15 protein-coding genes and 2 pseudogenes are annotated in these 17,339 nt (G+C 55.1%); 10 read left to right on the top strand and 7 right to left on the bottom strand.

The window, feature by feature from the left end; all coding sequences use genetic code 11:
- Positions 1 to 50 precede the first annotated feature (50 nt).
- The gene (gene mnmH / locus GBC03_23370) at positions 51 to 1,121 is read left to right on the top strand and encodes a tRNA 2-selenouridine(34) synthase MnmH (protein QFS72932.1); all 1,071 of its coding nucleotides are present in this window, start codon (positions 51 to 53) and stop codon (positions 1,119 to 1,121) included.
- 149 nt (positions 1,122 to 1,270) lie between these two features.
- Here the strand turns inward: mnmH and GBC03_23375 are convergent.
- Positions 1,271 to 2,104, bottom strand: a pseudogene (locus tag GBC03_23375) (porin).
- A 62-nt stretch (positions 2,105 to 2,166) separates the two neighbouring features.
- Between GBC03_23375 and GBC03_23380 the strand changes: the two are divergent.
- Positions 2,167 to 3,314 (top strand): IS3 family transposase gene (locus tag GBC03_23380; GenBank protein ID QFS72933.1). Its coding sequence is split into 2 segments (ribosomal slippage): positions 2,167 to 2,404 and positions 2,404 to 3,314, totalling 1,149 coding nucleotides; the frame shifts between segments, so codons are not numbered across the junction.
- A gap of 16 nt (positions 3,315 to 3,330) precedes the next feature.
- Here the strand turns inward: GBC03_23380 and GBC03_23385 are convergent.
- From GBC03_23385 to GBC03_23395, 3 genes and pseudogenes are all read right to left on the bottom strand, one after another.
- Positions 3,331 to 3,636: pseudogene (locus GBC03_23385) on the bottom strand (porin).
- A 177-nt stretch (positions 3,637 to 3,813) separates the two neighbouring features.
- On the bottom strand, positions 3,814 to 6,228 hold the full coding sequence (locus GBC03_23390) for an FtsX-like permease family protein (GenBank protein ID QFS72934.1): 2,415 nt from the start codon (positions 6,226 to 6,228) through the stop codon (positions 3,814 to 3,816).
- Positions 6,225 to 6,911, bottom strand: coding sequence for an ABC transporter ATP-binding protein (locus tag GBC03_23395; GenBank protein ID QFS72935.1), 687 nt, complete (start codon positions 6,909 to 6,911; stop codon positions 6,225 to 6,227). The genes GBC03_23390 and GBC03_23395 overlap by 4 nt, the downstream gene beginning before the upstream one ends.
- On the opposite strand from GBC03_23395, the gene tesA reads away from it, so the two are divergent.
- The 3 genes from tesA to cnoX are packed head-to-tail and all read left to right on the top strand — an operon-like array spanning position 6,882 to position 9,218.
- Positions 6,882 to 7,505 (top strand): multifunctional acyl-CoA thioesterase I/protease I/lysophospholipase L1, encoded by a 624-nt coding sequence (gene tesA / locus GBC03_23400; protein QFS74109.1) that lies wholly within the window; start codon positions 6,882 to 6,884, stop codon positions 7,503 to 7,505. The genes GBC03_23395 and tesA overlap by 30 nt on opposite strands.
- Positions 7,506 to 7,533: 28 nt before the next feature.
- Positions 7,534 to 8,304 (top strand): SDR family oxidoreductase, encoded by a 771-nt coding sequence (locus GBC03_23405; GenBank protein QFS72936.1) that lies wholly within the window; start codon positions 7,534 to 7,536, stop codon positions 8,302 to 8,304.
- A gap of 59 nt (positions 8,305 to 8,363) precedes the next feature.
- Entirely contained in the window at positions 8,364 to 9,218 is an 855-nt protein-coding gene (gene cnoX / locus GBC03_23410; GenBank protein QFS72937.1) for a chaperedoxin, read from the top strand.
- 94 nt (positions 9,219 to 9,312) lie between these two features.
- Here cnoX and fetB read toward each other — a convergent pair whose 3' ends face one another.
- Together fetB and fetA are read right to left on the bottom strand one after the other, a co-directional pair.
- Positions 9,313 to 10,092 (bottom strand): iron export ABC transporter permease subunit FetB, encoded by a 780-nt coding sequence (gene fetB, locus GBC03_23415; GenBank protein QFS72938.1) that lies wholly within the window; start codon positions 10,090 to 10,092, stop codon positions 9,313 to 9,315.
- Positions 10,085 to 10,756, bottom strand: coding sequence for an iron ABC transporter ATP-binding protein FetA (gene fetA, locus GBC03_23420; GenBank protein ID QFS72939.1), 672 nt, complete (start codon positions 10,754 to 10,756; stop codon positions 10,085 to 10,087). Before fetA ends, fetB begins: the two co-directional genes overlap by 8 nt.
- A 145-nt stretch (positions 10,757 to 10,901) precedes the next feature.
- Here fetA and GBC03_23425 point away from each other — a divergent pair, with 145 nt between their 5' ends.
- From GBC03_23425 to GBC03_23440, 4 genes are read left to right on the top strand one after another with little or no spacing between them, the layout of a single operon-like run.
- Positions 10,902 to 11,816: an SPFH/Band 7/PHB domain protein gene (locus GBC03_23425; protein QFS72940.1), complete on the top strand. Its 915-nt coding sequence runs from the start codon at positions 10,902 to 10,904 to the stop codon at positions 11,814 to 11,816.
- Complete coding sequence (locus GBC03_23430; protein QFS72941.1) at positions 11,816 to 12,274, top strand: NfeD family protein; 459 nt, start codon at positions 11,816 to 11,818, stop codon at positions 12,272 to 12,274. The genes GBC03_23425 and GBC03_23430 overlap by 1 nt, the downstream gene beginning before the upstream one ends.
- Before the next feature lie 22 nt (positions 12,275 to 12,296).
- A complete protein-coding gene (locus GBC03_23435) occupies positions 12,297 to 14,441 on the top strand; it encodes a hypothetical protein (protein QFS74110.1) in 2,145 nt (714 codons plus the stop codon).
- Positions 14,411 to 15,127, top strand: coding sequence for a DUF3142 domain-containing protein (locus GBC03_23440; GenBank protein ID QFS72942.1), 717 nt, complete (start codon positions 14,411 to 14,413; stop codon positions 15,125 to 15,127). Before GBC03_23435 ends, GBC03_23440 begins: the two co-directional genes overlap by 31 nt.
- Here GBC03_23440 and cueR read toward each other — a convergent pair.
- Positions 15,124 to 15,534, bottom strand: a complete 411-nt coding sequence (cueR, locus tag GBC03_23445) for a Cu(I)-responsive transcriptional regulator (GenBank protein ID QFS72943.1) — start codon at positions 15,532 to 15,534, stop codon at positions 15,124 to 15,126. The two genes, GBC03_23440 and cueR, sit on opposite strands and share 4 nt — an antisense overlap.
- Positions 15,535 to 15,911: 377 nt before the next feature.
- On the opposite strand from cueR, the gene GBC03_23450 reads away from it, so the two are divergent.
- Positions 15,912 to 17,306: an MFS transporter gene (locus GBC03_23450; GenBank protein QFS72944.1), complete on the top strand. Its 1,395-nt coding sequence runs from the start codon at positions 15,912 to 15,914 to the stop codon at positions 17,304 to 17,306.
- The last annotated feature ends 33 nt before the right edge of the window (positions 17,307 to 17,339 follow it).

Consider the following 17,339-nt stretch of genomic DNA (forward strand, 5'->3'; position numbering starts at 1 on the left):
TCAGCGCGTAAAATCCCGCCCATTGCTGTTTGTTTTTTTCAGGATTTAACATGAACGATGGAACGGACTATCGCGCGATCCTTACCGCCGATACGCCTTTAATCGATGTCCGCGCGCCGGTTGAATTTCAACAGGGCGCAATGCCGGGTGCGATAAATTTGCCTTTAATGAATGATGACGAGCGCGCCGCCGTGGGTACCTGCTATAAACGCCAGGGGCCGGAAGCCGCGCTTGAACTCGGCCATCAACTTGTCTGCGGTGACATTCGCCAGCAGCGTCTGGATGCCTGGCGCGAAGCCTGCCGGCAACACCCGCAGGGCTACCTCTGCTGCGCCCGGGGCGGTCAGCGCTCCCACATTGTCCAGCAATGGCTACGCGAGTCAGGCGTGGATTACCCGTTGATCGAAGGCGGCTACAAGGCGCTACGCCAAGCCGCGATTGCCGCCACGGAAGAACAGGTGCAAAAACCGATTGTGCTGATTGGCGGCTGCACCGGCAATGGCAAAACGCAGCTGGTGCAACAGCAGGAAAATGGGGTGGATCTCGAGGGCCTGGCCCGTCATCGCGGCTCCTCTTTTGGCCGCACCCTGGAACCCCAGCTCAGTCAGGCAAGTTTCGAAAATCTACTGGCGGTGACGCTTCTCAAAAAGCAGGCCACGCGCTGGGTGCTGGAAGATGAAGGCCGGATGATTGGCTCTAACCATCTGCCGGAATGTCTGCGCGAGCGCATGGCCCAGGCCATTATCGCCGTGATTGACGATCCGTTCGAGCGGCGTCTTGAGCGCCTGCGTGAAGAGTATTTTGTGCGAATGCATCATGATTTCACCCATGCGTATGGTGAAGAGCAGGGATGGCGGGAATACAGCGACTATCTGCATCATGGGCTTTGTGCAATTAAGCGGCGTCTGGGTTTACAGCGATTCAACGAGTTGACCGCAAAGCTGGACGTGGCGCTGGATGAGCAGCGTCGAACCGGCAGCACCGAGACGCATTTCAGCTGGTTAGTGCCGCTGCTGGAAGAGTATTACGATCCGATGTATCGCTATCAGTTGGATAAGAAAGCCGGGAAGGTTGTTTTTCGCGGGACATTTGAAGAGGTTGCTCAGTGGCTGAGCCACTAAAAATTGCCGGATGGCGACGCGCACGCGTCTTATCCGGCCTACAAATCACCACAGTCCTGTAGGACAGCGTCATCCGGAACACAAATCACTACCGCCCTCCAGTCCTCCAGGCCCGGTAAGCGTCAGCGTCACCGGGCACAGCATCAGACTCAGAAGTCGTAACGCAGACGCACCAGGTTCATATCACCCAGGTTGTCGGTGCTGGAGGTAAAGACGTGTTCGTAATCAACACGGAAACCGTAATCCAGCTGGAAGCTGATACCCACCCCGTTGTCGGTACGCAGGTAATTGCGACCATTCACGTATTCAATGCGATCGCCCATGAAGTACGGCTGAACGGATTTCAACGCATACTGGTTGATTGGGAATTTATAGCCTGCAAAGTATTCCAGACCCCACGCATCACCGGCAAAGTAATCGTTAACAGACACTTTTTTGGTGGTCATAAAGTTCTGGTACCAGCCGCCGCCCAGGGAGAAGGTCCAGTTATCCGGCGTCCAGCTCAGTGCGGTACCCACGATGTTCTGATCGTACGTTTTGTTGCTGTTACCACGTATTTCCGCACGGGTGTAGTTCCACGCCGTACCCCAGCTCAGATCGTCAGTAATATGATAATCCGCACCCAGTGAACCGCCACCTTTACGTTTGTAGTTCAGACCATTGTTCGGGTTGTAGTCATCGCTGAACAGGTAAGAAGCGTAGAGATCAACATCGCCAACCGTTTTCTTATATTTCAGCATCTTGCGGGAACGGTAAGAACCGTCGTAGTCGCCGTTAATCCCGTTACCCGGTGCCTGACCAATCATGTCGTAGTCCCAGATATCGGTTTTTGCACCGACCACATCGTAGTAGATGCTGTTCTGTTGACCGAAGGTCAGCGTACCCCAGGTATTACTCTTCAGACCGGTGTACAGCATACGACGGGTGGTGTCGTGTGCGCCGTCTGCATAGTGGTTGTCCCAGTTGAACTGCGCCGGAATGTTGAATCGCCACGGGTTTAACAGACACCTCAGAGTCATTTAAGATGGCTTAAAGAGAGGTGCCCATGAGCGGTAAGCGTTATCCCGAAGAGTTTAAAATTGAAGCAGTCAAACAGGTTGTTGATCGCGGTTATTCTGTTGCCAGCGTTGCAACACGTCTCGATATCACCACCCACAGCCTTTACGCCTGGATAAAGAAGTACGGTCCGGATTCTTCCACTAATAAAGAACAGTCAGATGCTCAGGCCGAGATCCGCCGTCTTCAGAAAGAGCTGAAGCGGGTTACCGACGAACGGGACATATTAAAAAAAGCCGCGGCGTACTTCGCAAAGCTGTCCGACTGAGGTACGCCTTTATCCGTGACAACACCTGTTGCTGGCCTGTTCGCCTGCTCTGTCGGGTGCTGGATGTTCATCCCAGTGGTTTTTACGCCTGGCTTCAGCAGCCGCATTCACAACGCCATCAGGCAGACCTGAGACTGACAGGACAGATTAAACAGTTCTGGCTGGAATCGGGATGCGTCTATGGTTATCGCAAAATCCATTTGGATCTGCGGGACAGCGGGCAACAGTGCGGAGTGAACAGAGTCTGGCGACTGATGAAACGTGTCGGGATAAAGGCTCAGGTCGGATACCGGAGCCCGCGGGCACGTAAAGGCGAGGCCAGTATCGTGTCGCCCAACAGGCTCCAGCGACAGTTCAATCCGGATGCTCCGGATGAGCGTTGGGTAACGGACATAACCTACATCAGGACCCACGAAGGCTGGCTGTATCTTGCCGTGGTTGTTGATCTGTTCTCACGCAAAATTATCGGCTGGTCCATGCAATCCCGGATGACAAAGGACATTGTCCTGAACGCACTGCTGATGGCTGTATGGCGGCGTAATCCCCAAAAACAGGTGCTGGTTCATTCGGATCAGGGCAGTCAGTACACAAGCCATGAGTGGCAGTCGTTCCTGAAATCACACGGCCTGGAGGGCAGCATGAGCCGTCGCGGTAACTGCCATGATAATGCGGTTGCAGAAAGCTTTTTCCAGTTGTTGAAACGCGAACGGATAAAGAAAAAGATCTACGGAACGCGGGAAGAAGCCCGCAGCGATATTTTTGATTACATCGAAATGTTTTATAACAGTAAGCGTCGGCATGGTTCTAGCGATCAGATGTCACCGACAGAATATGAAAACCAGTATTATCAACGGCTCGGAAGTGTCTAGATTATCCGTGGCGATTCATGTTAACGCCCAGCTCGTAGAAGCTGATCCAACTGATGTCATCAAACAGATAGTAATCTGCCGCGAAGCGGAAACGAGTGCCGCCGTCGAAGCCATTACGCTTATAGCCATTTGCGCCGTCATCGCCCGTCATGTTCTGGAACTGAGGACGAATACTCCCGCCAACGGTAAAGTTGAGACGGCTCAGCGGATTGCCCGCCTGCGGATCTTGTTTCAGAACGGTGATTTCCGCCTGAGAGGCGAAAGACGTCAATGCCACTGCTGCGCCGATCGATGCCGCCAGCGCTGTTGTTTTTATAGTCATTATTTTTCCTTGATAGATTTCCTGCTAACTATTCAGCAATTGAATATTAACTGGTATTAACACTGACGTGTTGGCGGGTTTTTAATGATTTGTGCCGTTAAACAGCGAGGGGTTATCAATTTATGCTACTAAGAAAGTACGCGCCAGCATAAAAACCGGCGCGTCATTATCACGGAGTTAAACAGTAAACTGGCGGAACAATGCTTTCCCTTTCAGGAGACGGATACCGAGCCAGCCACCGCAAAGGGAAAGTAAAAGCGCACCACAGACCGGCAGGATAATCCACAAGCGCCAGTCAGGTTCCCACGGGAAGTCAAACACCCGGGTTTGCAGCACCGCCAGCGCGGTTTCTGCGCCAATGGACGCCACCAGCCCGGAGACCATCCCCAGCATGGCGAATTCGCACCACAGCGTAGTACGCAAGAGTTTCTTACCCGCGCCTAATGTACGCCAGACCACCAGTTCCTGATGGCGCTGACGCATACCGACCTGCACCTGCGCCAGTAACAGCAGCATGCCGCAGGCGGTCACCAGCACGACCATCACTTCCAGCGCCCGACTGACCTGCTCCAGCACCTGCCCCACCTGTTTAAGGATCGCGCCGATGTCTAACAGGCTGATGGTCGGGAACTCACGGTTAAGCTGCGTCAGCATGCCGTTGCCGTTCTCCCAACGAAAGCTGGTCAGCCAGCTCTGCGGCTGTCCATCCAGCGCGCCGGAGGGGAAGATAAAGAAAAAGTTAGGTCGCAGGCTCTCCCAATCCACCCGACGCAAACTGGTTACCTTTGCGCTGAACTCCTGGGTGTCGCCCATAAAGGTTACGCTGTCGCCAAGTGAGATGTTCAGTCGTTTTGCCAGCCCCTCTTCCATCGACACCTCGCCTTTTGCTGGCGGCCAGTTGCCGGCGGTAATCGGGTTGTGGTCAGGACGACTCTCCTGCCAGGTCAGGTTCAGTTCGCGATTCAGGGACTCATCCTGCCCGCCTTCGGTTGGCGTATTGTTTATCGCCGTCAACCGCGCCCGCACAATCGGATAGAACGCTTCCGGGATCACCTGATGCTCTGAGAGAAAGGCCTTCACCTGTGGCACCTGTTCAGAGGCAATGTTGATCAGAAAATAGTTGGGACTTTCCGGCGGAAGCTGCTGCTGCCAGCGATCCAGCAGATCGCCGCGTAATACCAGCAGCAGCGCCAGCAGCATAAACGACAGTGAAAACGCCGACAGCTGGCTCAGGGTCGACCACGGCTGACGCAGCAGGCGACTGACCGCGAGGCGGAGCGGCAGCGCCGATAGCGTCATTCCACGCAGAACGTTCAGCAGCATCCAACCCAGCACGCCACACAGCAGCGCCAGTACCACTGCTCCCGCCAGCACCGCCCACAGCAACGGACTTCCGCCCATTAATCCGGCCAGTAACAGCACCACCACTACGGTCACGATCGGCAAATAGAATTTCAGCGGCCAGACGTTTGCCACCACGTCACGACGCAATACGCGCAGCGGTTGGGTGGCGAGCAACAAGCGATACGGACGCAAACCGACCAGCAGTGAGATCACCGTCATGGTCCCCAACGCCCAGATCCACGGCCAGAAACTGGCAGGCGGCAGCGCGGCAGGCAGCACCGGTTTGAGCAGCACCATCAGCATCTTTTCAAATAGCAGGCCGATCGCCCCACCCGTCACGGCGGAAAGGACCAGCACCATTAGCCACTGCCCGACAATCAGTTTTCGCAGTTGCGCCCTGCCCGCACCGAGCGTTTTCAGAATCGCCACCAGATCGTAACGGCTGCGACAGTAGTGATTCATCGCCACCGCTACCGCAGCGACGGCCAGCAACAGCGTTAATAGCGCCGAAAGGAGGAGAAACTGTTGCGAACGCTCGAGGGATTTCCCCAGTGCGCCTTCATCCTGCTCAAGTCCGTACCAGCGATGTTCCGGCTTCAGCTGCGGTAGCAACCACCTTTCGTAGCCATCAAGCTGTTGCGGCGTACCGCCAAATTTATAGCGCCATGTAACGCGACTACCAGGCTGTACGGCACCGGTTTTTGCAACGTCCGCCGTATTCATTAACAGGCGCGGGGCCATCTGGAAGGGGTTAAAGCCGGAGTCCGGCTCCTGCACCACTTCACCGGCAATGCGCAGCGTGGCGTCGCCGACATCAATGGTGTCGCCGGTTTTCAGATTCAGCAACGCCATCAACCGCGGTGCCAGCAGTACCGTTCCCGGCAGCGGTTTGAGTCCCGGAGGGTTGGTTTCCAGCTCGCCGTACATCGGATAGATGTCATCGACCGCTTTGACATTCGCCAGCTGTGGCGTGTCACCGGCAAAGGTCATCGTGGCAAAGGTCAGTTGCTCTCCCACCTTCAGACCGCGCTTACGCGCTTCATCAATCCACGCCTGCGGCACCTCGCGCGAGCTGCGCAGTGCCCGGTCGCCCGCCATAAACTCACGACTTTGCTGACTTAGCCCTTTTTCCATACGATCGCTGATATTGCCCAGCGCCAGCACGCAGGCCACCGCCAGACTCAGTGCCAGCCAGACAATCAACAGCGATGGCGAGCGCCATTCGCGCCAGAACCAGCGTGCGATCATGCCTCCTCCTGCAACTGTCCGTTCACCAGCCGCAATCGTCGGTTACAGCGCGCCGCCAGTTGCGGATCGTGAGTCACCAGGATGAGCGTGGTGCCATGCTCGCGGTTAAGCGAAAAGAGCAGATCGGCAATTTTCTCGCCGGTCTGCCGGTCGAGGTTACCCGTCGGCTCATCGGCAAACAGTACGTCCGGGCGGCCATTAAAAGCGCGCGCCAGCGCCACGCGCTGCTGCTCACCACCGGAAAGCTGTGCCGGAAGATGGTCCAGACGCTTACCCAGTCCCAGTTGCTCAAGCAGTGCTTTCGCCCCCGCTTTACTTTGTCCGCTGTTTTCGCCGCGCAGCAGTGCGGGAAGTTCGACGTTCTCCAGCGCGTTCAGCGTGGGAATCAACATAAATGACTGAAAGACAAAGCCAACATGCTGCGCGCGCAGTTGGGCCCGGGCCTCCTCATCCATCTGGTGTAACGGTTTACCCACCAGATTGACTTCGCCGTCGGTACCGTCATCCAGTCCAGCGAGGATCGCCAGCAGCGTGGATTTCCCTGAACCCGACTCGCCAATCAGCGCAATGGTCTCAGCGCGTTTGACAACCAGTTCAACTCCGGTAAGGATGGAAAGCTCGTGCTCCCCCTGACCGACGGACTTCTTAAGATGATGAACTTCAACAATGTTTTCCGCTGGCATTTGCCTATCCTGTTCCTGATCCTGTTTACCTGTCGGGCCGCTGCGGCTGACACGTTGTTAATTCTCGGCGACAGCCTGAGCGCCGGATACCGAATGTCCGCCAGTGCCGCCTGGCCTGCGCTGCTCAACGATAAATGGCAGAGCAAAACCACCGTGGTGAACGCCAGCATCAGCGGCGACACCTCCCAGCAAGCGCTGGCGCGTCTGCCTGCGCTGCTCAAGCAGCATCAACCGCGCTGGGTGCTGGTTGAGCTGGGCGGCAACGATGGGCTGCGCGGCTTTGCGCCGCAACAAACCGAACAGACGCTGCGTACCATCGTGCAGGACGTTAAGACAGCGAACGCCGAGCCGCTACTGATGCAAATTCGCCTGCCCGCAAACTACGGTCGTCGGTATAATGAAACCTTCAGCGCGCTCTATCCAAAGCTCGCCAAAGAGTTTGATATTCCTCTGTTACCCTTTTTTATGGAAGAGGTCTATCTAAAACCGCAATGGATGCAGGATGATGGTATTCATCCTAACCGCGACGCCCAGCCGTTTATCGCCGACTGGATGGCGAAGCAGTTGAGTCCTTTAGTAAAACACGAGTCTTAATTCAACGGAGATCCTGACAGGTAAAGTTATGCAAAAATCGGTCTTAATAACAGGATGTTCCAGCGGCATCGGCCTGGAAAGCGCGCTTGAGCTAAAGCGTCAGGGCTTTCAGGTTCTCGCCGGCTGCCGTAAACCCGACGATGTCACGCGCATGAATAACATGGGATTCACCGGCGTATTGATCGACCTCGACTCTCCCGAGAGTGTGGATCGCGCCGCTGACGAGGTGATCGCCCTGACCGATAACTGCTTATACGGGATCTTTAACAATGCCGGATACGGCGTTTACGGTCCGCTGAACACCATCAGCCGCGCACAGATGGAGCAGCAATTTTCCGCCAATTTCTTTGGCGCGCACCAACTCACCATGCGCCTGTTACCGGCCATGCTGCCACACGGCGAAGGTCGGATCGTGATGACCTCCTCGGTGATGGGGTTGATCTCAACGCCTGGGCGCGGTGCCTACGCGGCCAGTAAATACGCGCTGGAAGCCTGGTCAGATGCGTTGCGCATGGAGCTGCGTCACAGCGGAATTAAAGTCAGCCTGATTGAACCCGGCCCCATCCGCACGCGTTTTACCGAAAACGTTAACCAGACCCAGAACGACAAACCGGTGGAAAACCCTGGTATTGCCGCACGTTTTACGCTCGATCCTGAAGCTGTCGTCGCCAAAGTGCGCCATGCTTTTGTCAGCGATAAACCCAAACTCCGTTATCCGGTCACGCTGGTGACCTGGGCCGTCATGCTGCTCAAACGCCTGCTGCCGGGACGCCTGATGGACAAAATTTTGCACGGATGAGTTGAAGCGTGCGCGTCAGCCCCCATGTAAAAAAGAAATCGACACAAGAGAGTGACTCCATGTCCACACAGAATATTGTCAACATTAACGAATCGAACCTGCAGCAGACCTTAGAACAGTCGATGACCACGCCGGTCCTGTTCTACTTCTGGTCAGAACGCAGCCAGCACTGCCTGCAGTTGACGCCGGTGCTGGAAAGCCTCGCTGCGCAGTACAACGGTCAGTTTATTCTGGCGAAACTCGACTGCGACGCCGAGCAGATGATCGCCTCTCAGTTTGGTCTGCGCGCCATTCCGACCGTCTATCTGTTCCAGAATGGTCAGCCGGTTGACGGCTTCCAGGGACCGCAGCCGGAAGAGGCGATTCGTGCCCTGCTCGACAAAGTGTTGCCGCGTGAAGAAGAGTTGAAAGCGCAACAGGCCATGCAACTGATGCAGGAAGGCAACTACATTGAAGCGCTGCCGCTGCTCAAAGATGCCTGGCAACTCTCTAACCAGAATGGTGAAATCGGCCTGCTGCTGGCGGAAACACAGATCGCCCTCAACCGCTCCGAAGACGCGGAAGCCGTGCTGAAAACTATTCCGCTACAGGATCAGGACACCCGCTATCAGGGGCTGGTTGCGCAGATTGAACTGTTGAAACAGGCGGCGGATACGCCGGAGATTCAGCTATTGCAACAGCAAGTGGCGGAAAATCCGCAGGATGCCGGACTGGCAGCGCAGCTGGCGCTGCAACTGCATCAGGTCGGACGCAATGAAGAAGCGCTGGAACTGCTGTTCAGCCATCTGAAGAAAGATCTCGCCGCCGCAGACGGTCAGGCGCGTAAAACGTTCCAGGAAATTCTTGCCGCGCTCGGTACCGGCGATGCGCTGGCGTCAAAATATCGTCGTCAGTTGTACGCGTTGTTGTACTGATCTTTGTTGCCCGATGGCGCTACGCTTATCGGGCCTACAACCCGAACGCATCCGTAGGCCGGATAAGGCTTCAGCCGCCATCCGGCACTCTCCGTCACGATTTCCTCAAATGCGTCACCACCAACTGGTGGCGCGCGTTGTAAAACTTCCGATAGGTTAAATAGCAGGCAATAATGGTCGACAGACTCGCCGTTGAAAGCAGCATAAACGTCACCATGATCTGATATTTAATGGCCTTGACCGGATCGATACCGGCAAAGATCAGCCCCGACATCATCCCCGGCAAACTCACCAGTCCGACCGTTTTCGCGGAGTCGATCGTCGGGATCAGCGAGGCGCGAATGCTGTCGCGGATCAATCCGGCAGACGCCATTTTCGGCGTCGCGCCGAGGCTGAGTTTCTCCTGAATCTGCTGCTGTTCGCTGCTGAAACGCTGACCGAGATTGTTGTAGCACAATCCGACGGCCACCATCGCATTACCGGCGATCATCCCGGAGATGGGGATCACCTGCATCGGGATAAATTCGATCGAACCCGACAGCACCAGCACCGCCAGTGTTAACCCCGCCCCCGTCGTGATGGCAATAAACGAAGAAAGAAACGCTTTATCAATATACTTACTGCGTTTCTGCGCGTTATAGGCGGCGTTAAAACAGATAAACAGCACCATCAGTAACGTCAGGACGGCATGGTTAACCGCGAAGATATATTTCAGTACATAGCCGACAATAATAAGCTGAACGACGGCACGCGCGACGCTCCAGAGAATATCTTTCTCCAGCGCCAGTTTCTCTTTGTGGCTTATCAGCATCGCCACCACCACCAGCATCATCGCTAATGCCAGTGACTCGTTGGTAATATTATGTTCATTCATTTCGTGCTTCCTGCATTTCTCCGGCATGCGGCATCAGGGTGATTATTTCATCCGCATGATTAATTTCGTCTTTATCGTGAGTCACCCACAGTACGCCTGTCTGCTTATCGCGAGCATAGTGATGAATAATCTCATTTACATTGCGCTTATTGCTTTCATCCAGCGCGCTGGTGATTTCATCAAGCAGTAAAACCTGCGGCAGAAACTGTAAATTACGGATCAGGGAAATGCGCTGCTTCTCCCCGCCGGAAAGTTCGTTGATATTTTTCGCCAGAATCGTCTCCGGCAACTGAAAGCGGGCCAGGTCAGCAAGAAAAGCCCCGGCGTCAGGACGCTGATGCCGGATCTGCCAGGGAAAGATCAGATTATCGTAAACGGTATCGCCAAACAGCGCGGGCGTCTGGGCGCAATACGAGACGTGCTGGCGGTAGTTTTCCGGGTTAAGCGTGGTGATGTCCTCCCCGGCAAAGAGGATCTCGCCGCGAGTCGGGCTGAGCAACGACGCGATAATCTTCAGTAAAGTACTTTTTCCGCAGCCGGAAGGTCCGGTTATTAATTTAAATTCACCAGGGCGTAAGTTAAAACTGATGTTATTCAGAATGTTCGTTGTCCCGACCTGGTAACCCACATTGTTTACCTGCAACAAAATGCTATTTTCACGCATTGTCTATCCTGTTTTCGCGTTTTATCGCAAAATAGTGTATCCCTCTAATTAACGAGAGGGGAACTCTCTTTAATGAATCAGGTATAATTTCAAGAGTAACGTCGCCAGTCACGACATCATGGACAGTTCAACAGGAGGTTTTTCAATGCTTATCGTTATTCCTATTCTCATTTTTGTCGCGCTGGTGATAGTCGGTGCCGGCGTGAAAATTGTCCCCCAGGGATACCAGTGGACGGTGGAGCGTTTCGGACGCTACACCCGCACGCTGCAGCCAGGCTTGAGCCTTGTCGTTCCGTTCATGGACCGTGTTGGTCGTAAAATTAATATGATGGAACAGGTGCTGGATATTCCCTCGCAGGAAGTTATCTCGAAAGATAACGCTAACGTTTCGATTGATGCGGTCTGTTTTATTCAGGTCATTGATGCGCCAAAAGCCGCGTATGAAGTCAGTAACCTGGAGCTGGCTATCATCAATCTGACCATGACCAACATCCGTACTGTACTGGGCTCCATGGAGCTTGATGAAATGCTCTCCCAGCGCGACAACATCAATACGCGCCTGCTGCATATTGTCGATGAGGCCACCAACCCCTGGGGAATCAAAATTACCCGTATTGAAATTCGCGACGTTCGTCCCCCGGCTGAACTGATCGGCGCAATGAACGCGCAAATGAAAGCGGAACGTACCAAACGTGCCTATATCCTTGAAGCCGAAGGGGTCCGCCAGGCGGAAATCGTCAAAGCCGAGGGTGAAAAACAGTCGAAAATTTTGATCGCCGAGGGCGACCGTCAGTCGGCATTTTTACAGGCAGAAGCCCGCGAACGTTCCGCCGAAGCGGAAGCGCGCGCCACCAAAATGGTGTCTGAAGCGATCGCCTCCGGCGATATTCAGGCGGTGAACTACTTTGTGGCGCAGAAATATACCGAAGCGCTACAGCAAATCGGCTCGTCCAGTAACAGTAAAGTGGTGATGATGCCACTGGATGCCAGCAGCCTGATGGGCTCCATTGCCGGGATCGCTGAACTGATCAAGGACAGCGCCAGCGAACGGAAAAAATAATGATCGAGATGATTGTGGGATATCCCCATATTTTCTGGCTCAGCCTCGGCGGTCTGCTTCTGGCCGCTGAAATGCTGGGCGGCAACGGCTATCTGTTATGGAGCGGCGTAGCAGCAGTCATTACCGGCATTCTGGTCTGGCTATTGCCCGTCAGTTGGGAATGGCAAGGCGTTATCTTTGCCGTCCTAACGCTGCTTTCCGCCTGGCTTTGGTGGAAGTGGATGGCGAAACGCGTTCGCGAACAAAAGCCAGCGGATAGTCAACTTAACCAGCGCGGCCAGCAACTGGTTGGTCGCCGGTTTGTGCTGGAATCCTCGCTGGTTAATGGCCGTGGACACATGCGGGTTGGCGACAGTTCGTGGCCGGTCAACGCCATTGAAGACTTGCCCGCCGGAACCCACGTTGAAGTGATCGCCGTTGAGGGCATCACGCTCTATATCAGACCCCTTCCCCGATGAAACAGATGACAGGAATCGCATGATGGTCAGGAAGACGCCTCTGGCATTAAGCTTTTGCGCATTACTGGCGAGTGCCCCGCAGGTATTCGCCTCGTTTGATATGGCAGACTGTACATGGAGCGACGCGCGCTGCCTGCTAAAAGGCGACCCTATTCTGACGCCTGATAATGATTCCCGTGACAACCTGTTGCGCCTGCTGAGTGAAGCAAAGTCACTTGCAGTGCCCGTTCAGTCGATGCCTGCCGATATCACCCGCTCACGCGATTTCTATTTTGCCTATCACCCGCAGTGGGATGACATTGATGTCCGGACAGACTCTCCGGCACAAACGCAGAACGCAGCAGACCCGATCGTCCAACAAATGGCCACGCTGCAGGTGGAGCCAATCGAATTCAAGCACGACGGTGAGCAGGAAAACCGTTTTGTCTCCAATAATGCCGACAGCGTCAGCCAGTTTTTTGCCGCGCTGCTGAACGATGACGCGCTAACGGCGGAACAAAAGCAGTCGCTGGCACAGGCGCGTCTGGGGCTCTATTCCGGGGCCAGCGCAGAGCAAATTACGGGGTCCCTCGCCACGCTCCCGGCAGATTCACCTGCCCCGCTGTATAAAACCTACCTGACCGGAGCGGCCCATTTTTACGCGGGCGAGTACGACAGCGCGACGCAGGCCTTCACGCCACTGCTCACCAGCGATCGCCCGTGGCTGGCGGAAACCGCGCAATATATGCTGATGCGCACGGCGCTGAACAAAAGCAGCCAGAACAGCGTCGGCGAATATGGCGACTTTGATATCGCGCGAATAAACCGTGAAGACGCTTTACTTGCGCAAAAAGAGGCGCAGACCTATCTCCAGCATTGGCCAGAAGGCCGCTATGCGGATTCCGCGCGTGGCATGCTGCGCCGCATCCATTGGTATTTGCAGGACTGGACAACGCTTGCAGGATTATATGAACAGGCGTTCCAGCAGGTCACCGATGCGCAAGCATTGCGGGAGCGGGTTATTGAATACGATAACGTCTATGGCATGCAGTTTTACGATCAATCCGTTCAGGATGCGTTCGCCGATGCCCCCCTCGTCAGCTACACCGAGATGCTGCGCGCCCTTCGCCTGAACAGCTACCGAAAGCCAACCCTGACGCAGGCCAAACTTGACGCCAGCAAACCGGTTTTTGACAAGCGCGGAAAACTGCCGCTGTGGCGCAATTTACAACTCAACCTGTGGCTGGCGACAGATAACTATGCCGCTATTCTTCAGGCAGTCACTCCGGCGAAAAAACTGCCGCCTCACGATATCCTCGCCTTCAGCGAACAGGTGCTCTACGGCGACGCGCTGATGGGACAAAAGCAGTGGTCAGCGGCGCGCGATTTCTGGTCGACGCTACTGAAGCTCAGCCAGGATAACGAACAGCAGCAGTATGTGCAGGCAAAACTGGCGGCCACGCTGGTTTACAGCGGCAACGTGGCGGCGATTTTTGCCCCGGACAGCGCGGTCACCAGTTTGCGCTACCGCTCCCGGGTACTGAAAACTGTGGCTACACCTGAACAGTTGCGCCAGCAGGTCAGCCAGGGGCCGAATAACGAAGAGCGCACTATTGCGCTGCATACGCTGCTGGTGCGCGATCTCACTGAAAACCGCTTTAGCGACTGGCTAAAAGACCGAAAACTCGCCAGCGCCATCACGCAACCGGTTATCGGTGAGGCATTCGACGATGTCAATCTGAGTACGTTTGACTGGAACGGCGACGCCGCTGAAGCCGGTTACGTGTGCCGCAGCCTCAATGACACCGTCGGCACGCTGAGCAAGACGCCCGACGACGCCCATGCGCTGAACTGTCTGGGCGAGTTTTTCCGTACCTCGCAAACGCATGTCGACTTGTGGAAAGACAACGCAGGCAACGGCGAGCTGGAAACCGCTATCCAGCAGAAAGACCCTGTCGGACAGTTTAACCGCCAGCGTTATTATCAGCAGGTCATCGCCTCGCCGAAGGCCGAGCACGAAGACAGAAGCTATGCGCTGTATCGGGCTATCATGTGTTACGCCCCGTCCGGATCGAATGAGTGTGGCGGAGAAGAGGTGGACAAACAGCAGCGTAAAGGCTGGTTCACACAATTGAAAACGCAGTATCCGGGCAGTCCGTGGGCGCAAAAACTCAAATACTACTGGTAATTGCGCTACTGGCGGGACAGGCGCAGGCGGCTGAGACGGTTATCGCCCGCGAACACCCGGCCTTCTGGCTCTGGTCAGGCGTGAAAGCCAGCGATGAACTGAGCGCTGCTCAGACGGTCTATCTGCATCAGGGTGAAGTGTTAGTGCGGGCAAAGGGCGTGGCCTTTCAGCGTCTGGGACTTCCCGTCAGCCGTCTGACGTTTCCGTCCATCTGGCTTACCGTGCGTTTCACCACGCTCGACGTACCGGACGCGATTCCGGCACGCATCGTGCGACTGATGCAGCGCTGGCAGGCGGCGGGAAATCAGGTTGTGGGACTGCAGGTCGATTTTGATGCTGCGACGCATCAACTGGCCGACTATGCCCGCTTTCTGCGGGCATTGCGCCAACAGTTGCCCCCCGACTTTGCCCTTGGCGTGACCGGACTGCTGGACTGGGCGAAAACGGGCGACGTCGCGACGCTGAACGCGCTGCCGATCGATGAACTGGTGGTACAGAGCTATCAGGGACGACGCACGGTGGCGAATTATCAGGACTACCTGCCCGCTCTCGCCCGATTGCGTATTCCGTTTAAGCTCGGGCTGGTACAGCACGGCAAGCGGGACAGCCAGGCGGAAGCACAGCTACGCGCATCCCCCTGGTATCGCGGCACGGTCGTCTTTATGCTCAACCCCGACGCGCGTTAAGCCTGCGCCTTGTGGTGGCAGCAGCCAGAAAGGTTTTCGATAATCGGGCATTCCGCGCTGTCATCACCCGGGCACGACTCCGCCAGGGCCAGTAACTGCACGCGCATTGACTGTAATTCGCTGATATGGCGCTCAATTTCCGCCACTTTCTCCAGCGTCCGCTTTTTGACGTCCGCGCTGTGACGACCCGGATCGTTGAACAGGTTCACCAGCTCGCCACACTCTTCAAGGTTGAATCCGACCTGGCGTGCCTGGCGCAGCAGCGTCAGCTCATTCAGATGCTGTTGCCCGTACGTGCGATAGCCGTTTTCACCCCGTAATGGCGGCGTGACCAGCCCTTTTTCTTCATAAAAGCGGATCGCTTTACTGGTTAAGCCGGTTTTTTTTGCTACATCGCTGATATTCACAAATCCTCCGCACCTTACGCTGTGGCATGGCGTCATTATAACGTACTTGTTGCTGACACCACACACCCATCCCTGTTGATGCCAATAACCTCTTCTCATTTCATTGCTTATGGGCAATACCACTGCCACTTTCACGTGTTGTCCGTAGCCGCCGCTCGTTCGCAGTTGATAGACAGTGAAGAACATCCTGGCTGGTGACCTTTTTCTGTAACAATTGCCTGTCATAAGTGATCGCTTTCTCAATTTTCACTCTTTCATCTTTCAATTCTACGCGGGTAGATTTATTAATCTGCGGTAAAAATATAATATCTACGCGAGTAGAACATGAAGAGTACAAACCTGCGACTCATGTCGACAGATAACTTCAAGGAGTTCTTATGAACACGCATTCATCCTCTGTTTCCCTGACGGATAACCCACAGGCAGCTCAGGAGCGGCTGGAAACCCCCGAAGGACGCCGCGAGTTTTGGCGAGCTACATTTTCCTGCTGGTTAGGCACCACAATGGAGTATGCCGATTTTGCCCTGTACGGCCTTGCCGCGGGCATTATCTTTGGCGATGTCTTTTTTCCGGAAGCAACACCTGTCATGGCGTTACTTTCCAGCTTTGCCGCCTATTCTGTTGGGTTTATTGCTCGCCCTATCGGTGCATTGCTGTTCGGCTGGATAGGCGATAAACATGGTCGGAAGATTGTCATGGTTATCACCATTGGATTGATGGGCATGTCGACCATGCTAATAGGGTTAATCCCCAGCTACGCCCAGATTGGCGTCTGGGCACCGGTATGTCTGGTTATCCTTCGATTTTCTCAGGGCCTGGGAGCCGGCGCGGAGCTTTCTGGCGGTACTGTAATGCTCGGTGAATATGCTCCCGTTAAACGCCGTGGGCTGGTTTCTTCGATTATCGCTCTGGGCTCGAACAGCGGAACATTACTGGCTTCTCTGGTTTGGCTCATCGTTCTGCAAATGGACAAAGATGACTTACTGAGCTGGGGATGGCGTATTCCTTTTCTTTGCAGCATTCTTATCGCCGCTACCGCATTATTAATTCGTCGCCATATGCGTGAAACGCCCGTCTTTGAACGTCAAAAAGCCCTCCTGCAGGCCGAGCGAGAAAAGGCGCTTCGCGAGGGAAAAGCACAGCAACAGCAAGATACACGCAGCTTCTGGAAACGGACCCGGGCGTTCTGGACCATGGTTGGATTACGCATTGGCGAGAATGGCCCCTCCTACCTGGCTCAGGGATTTATCATTGGCTATGTCGCTAAGGTGCTGATGGTGGATAAATCTGTGCCGACCGTGGCAGTGTTTATCGCATCGGTTCTGGGATTTGCCATTATTCCTCTGGCGGGTTGGCTGTCCGATCGATTCGGCAGACGTATCATCTATCGTTGGTTCTGCTTGCTACTGATCCTGTATGCCTTTCCGGCATTCATGCTGCTGGATTCTCGTGAGCCGTGGATTGTTATCCCGACGATCATTACCGGGATGGGGCTCGCTTCACTGGGTATTTTCGGCGTGCAGGCTGCATGGGGCGTTGAGCTTTTCGGCGTCACGAATCGTTATACCAAAATGGCATTTGCAAAAGAGCTCGGTTCCATTATGTCTGGCGGGACAGCGCCACTTGTCGCCTCTGCGCTACTCTCGTTTTACGGACACTGGTGGCCAATCGCTCTCTATTTCGCCCTTATGGCCGCAATTGGACTGGTGACCACGTTCTTTGCACCGGAGACCCGCGGGCGGGATCTCAACTTACCCGAGGATGCAATTTGAGGTCAAAGAACGTGATATGCGCGTTCTTTACCA

The organism is Citrobacter telavivensis (genome assembly GCA_009363175.1).
In the GTDB taxonomy this organism is placed as follows: domain Bacteria; phylum Pseudomonadota; class Gammaproteobacteria; order Enterobacterales; family Enterobacteriaceae; genus Citrobacter_A; species Citrobacter_A telavivensis.

Coding starts and splice junctions, on each gene's coding strand:
- mnmH (QFS72932.1), top strand. CDS start 51: ATGAACGATGGAACGGACTATCGCGCGATCCTTACCGCCGATACGCCT.
- GBC03_23390 (QFS72934.1), bottom strand. CDS start 6,228: ATGATCGCACGCTGGTTCTGGCGCGAATGGCGCTCGCCATCGCTGTTG.
- tesA (QFS74109.1), top strand. CDS start 6,882: ATGAACTTCAACAATGTTTTCCGCTGGCATTTGCCTATCCTGTTCCTG.
- GBC03_23395 (QFS72935.1), bottom strand. CDS start 6,911: ATGCCAGCGGAAAACATTGTTGAAGTTCATCATCTTAAGAAGTCCGTC.
- GBC03_23405 (QFS72936.1), top strand. CDS start 7,534: ATGCAAAAATCGGTCTTAATAACAGGATGTTCCAGCGGCATCGGCCTG.
- cnoX (QFS72937.1), top strand. CDS start 8,364: ATGTCCACACAGAATATTGTCAACATTAACGAATCGAACCTGCAGCAG.
- fetB (QFS72938.1), bottom strand. CDS start 10,092: ATGAATGAACATAATATTACCAACGAGTCACTGGCATTAGCGATGATG.
- fetA (QFS72939.1), bottom strand. CDS start 10,756: ATGCGTGAAAATAGCATTTTGTTGCAGGTAAACAATGTGGGTTACCAG.
- GBC03_23425 (QFS72940.1), top strand. CDS start 10,902: ATGCTTATCGTTATTCCTATTCTCATTTTTGTCGCGCTGGTGATAGTC.
- GBC03_23430 (QFS72941.1), top strand. CDS start 11,816: ATGATCGAGATGATTGTGGGATATCCCCATATTTTCTGGCTCAGCCTC.
- GBC03_23435 (QFS74110.1), top strand. CDS start 12,297: ATGGTCAGGAAGACGCCTCTGGCATTAAGCTTTTGCGCATTACTGGCG.
- GBC03_23450 (QFS72944.1), top strand. CDS start 15,912: ATGAACACGCATTCATCCTCTGTTTCCCTGACGGATAACCCACAGGCA.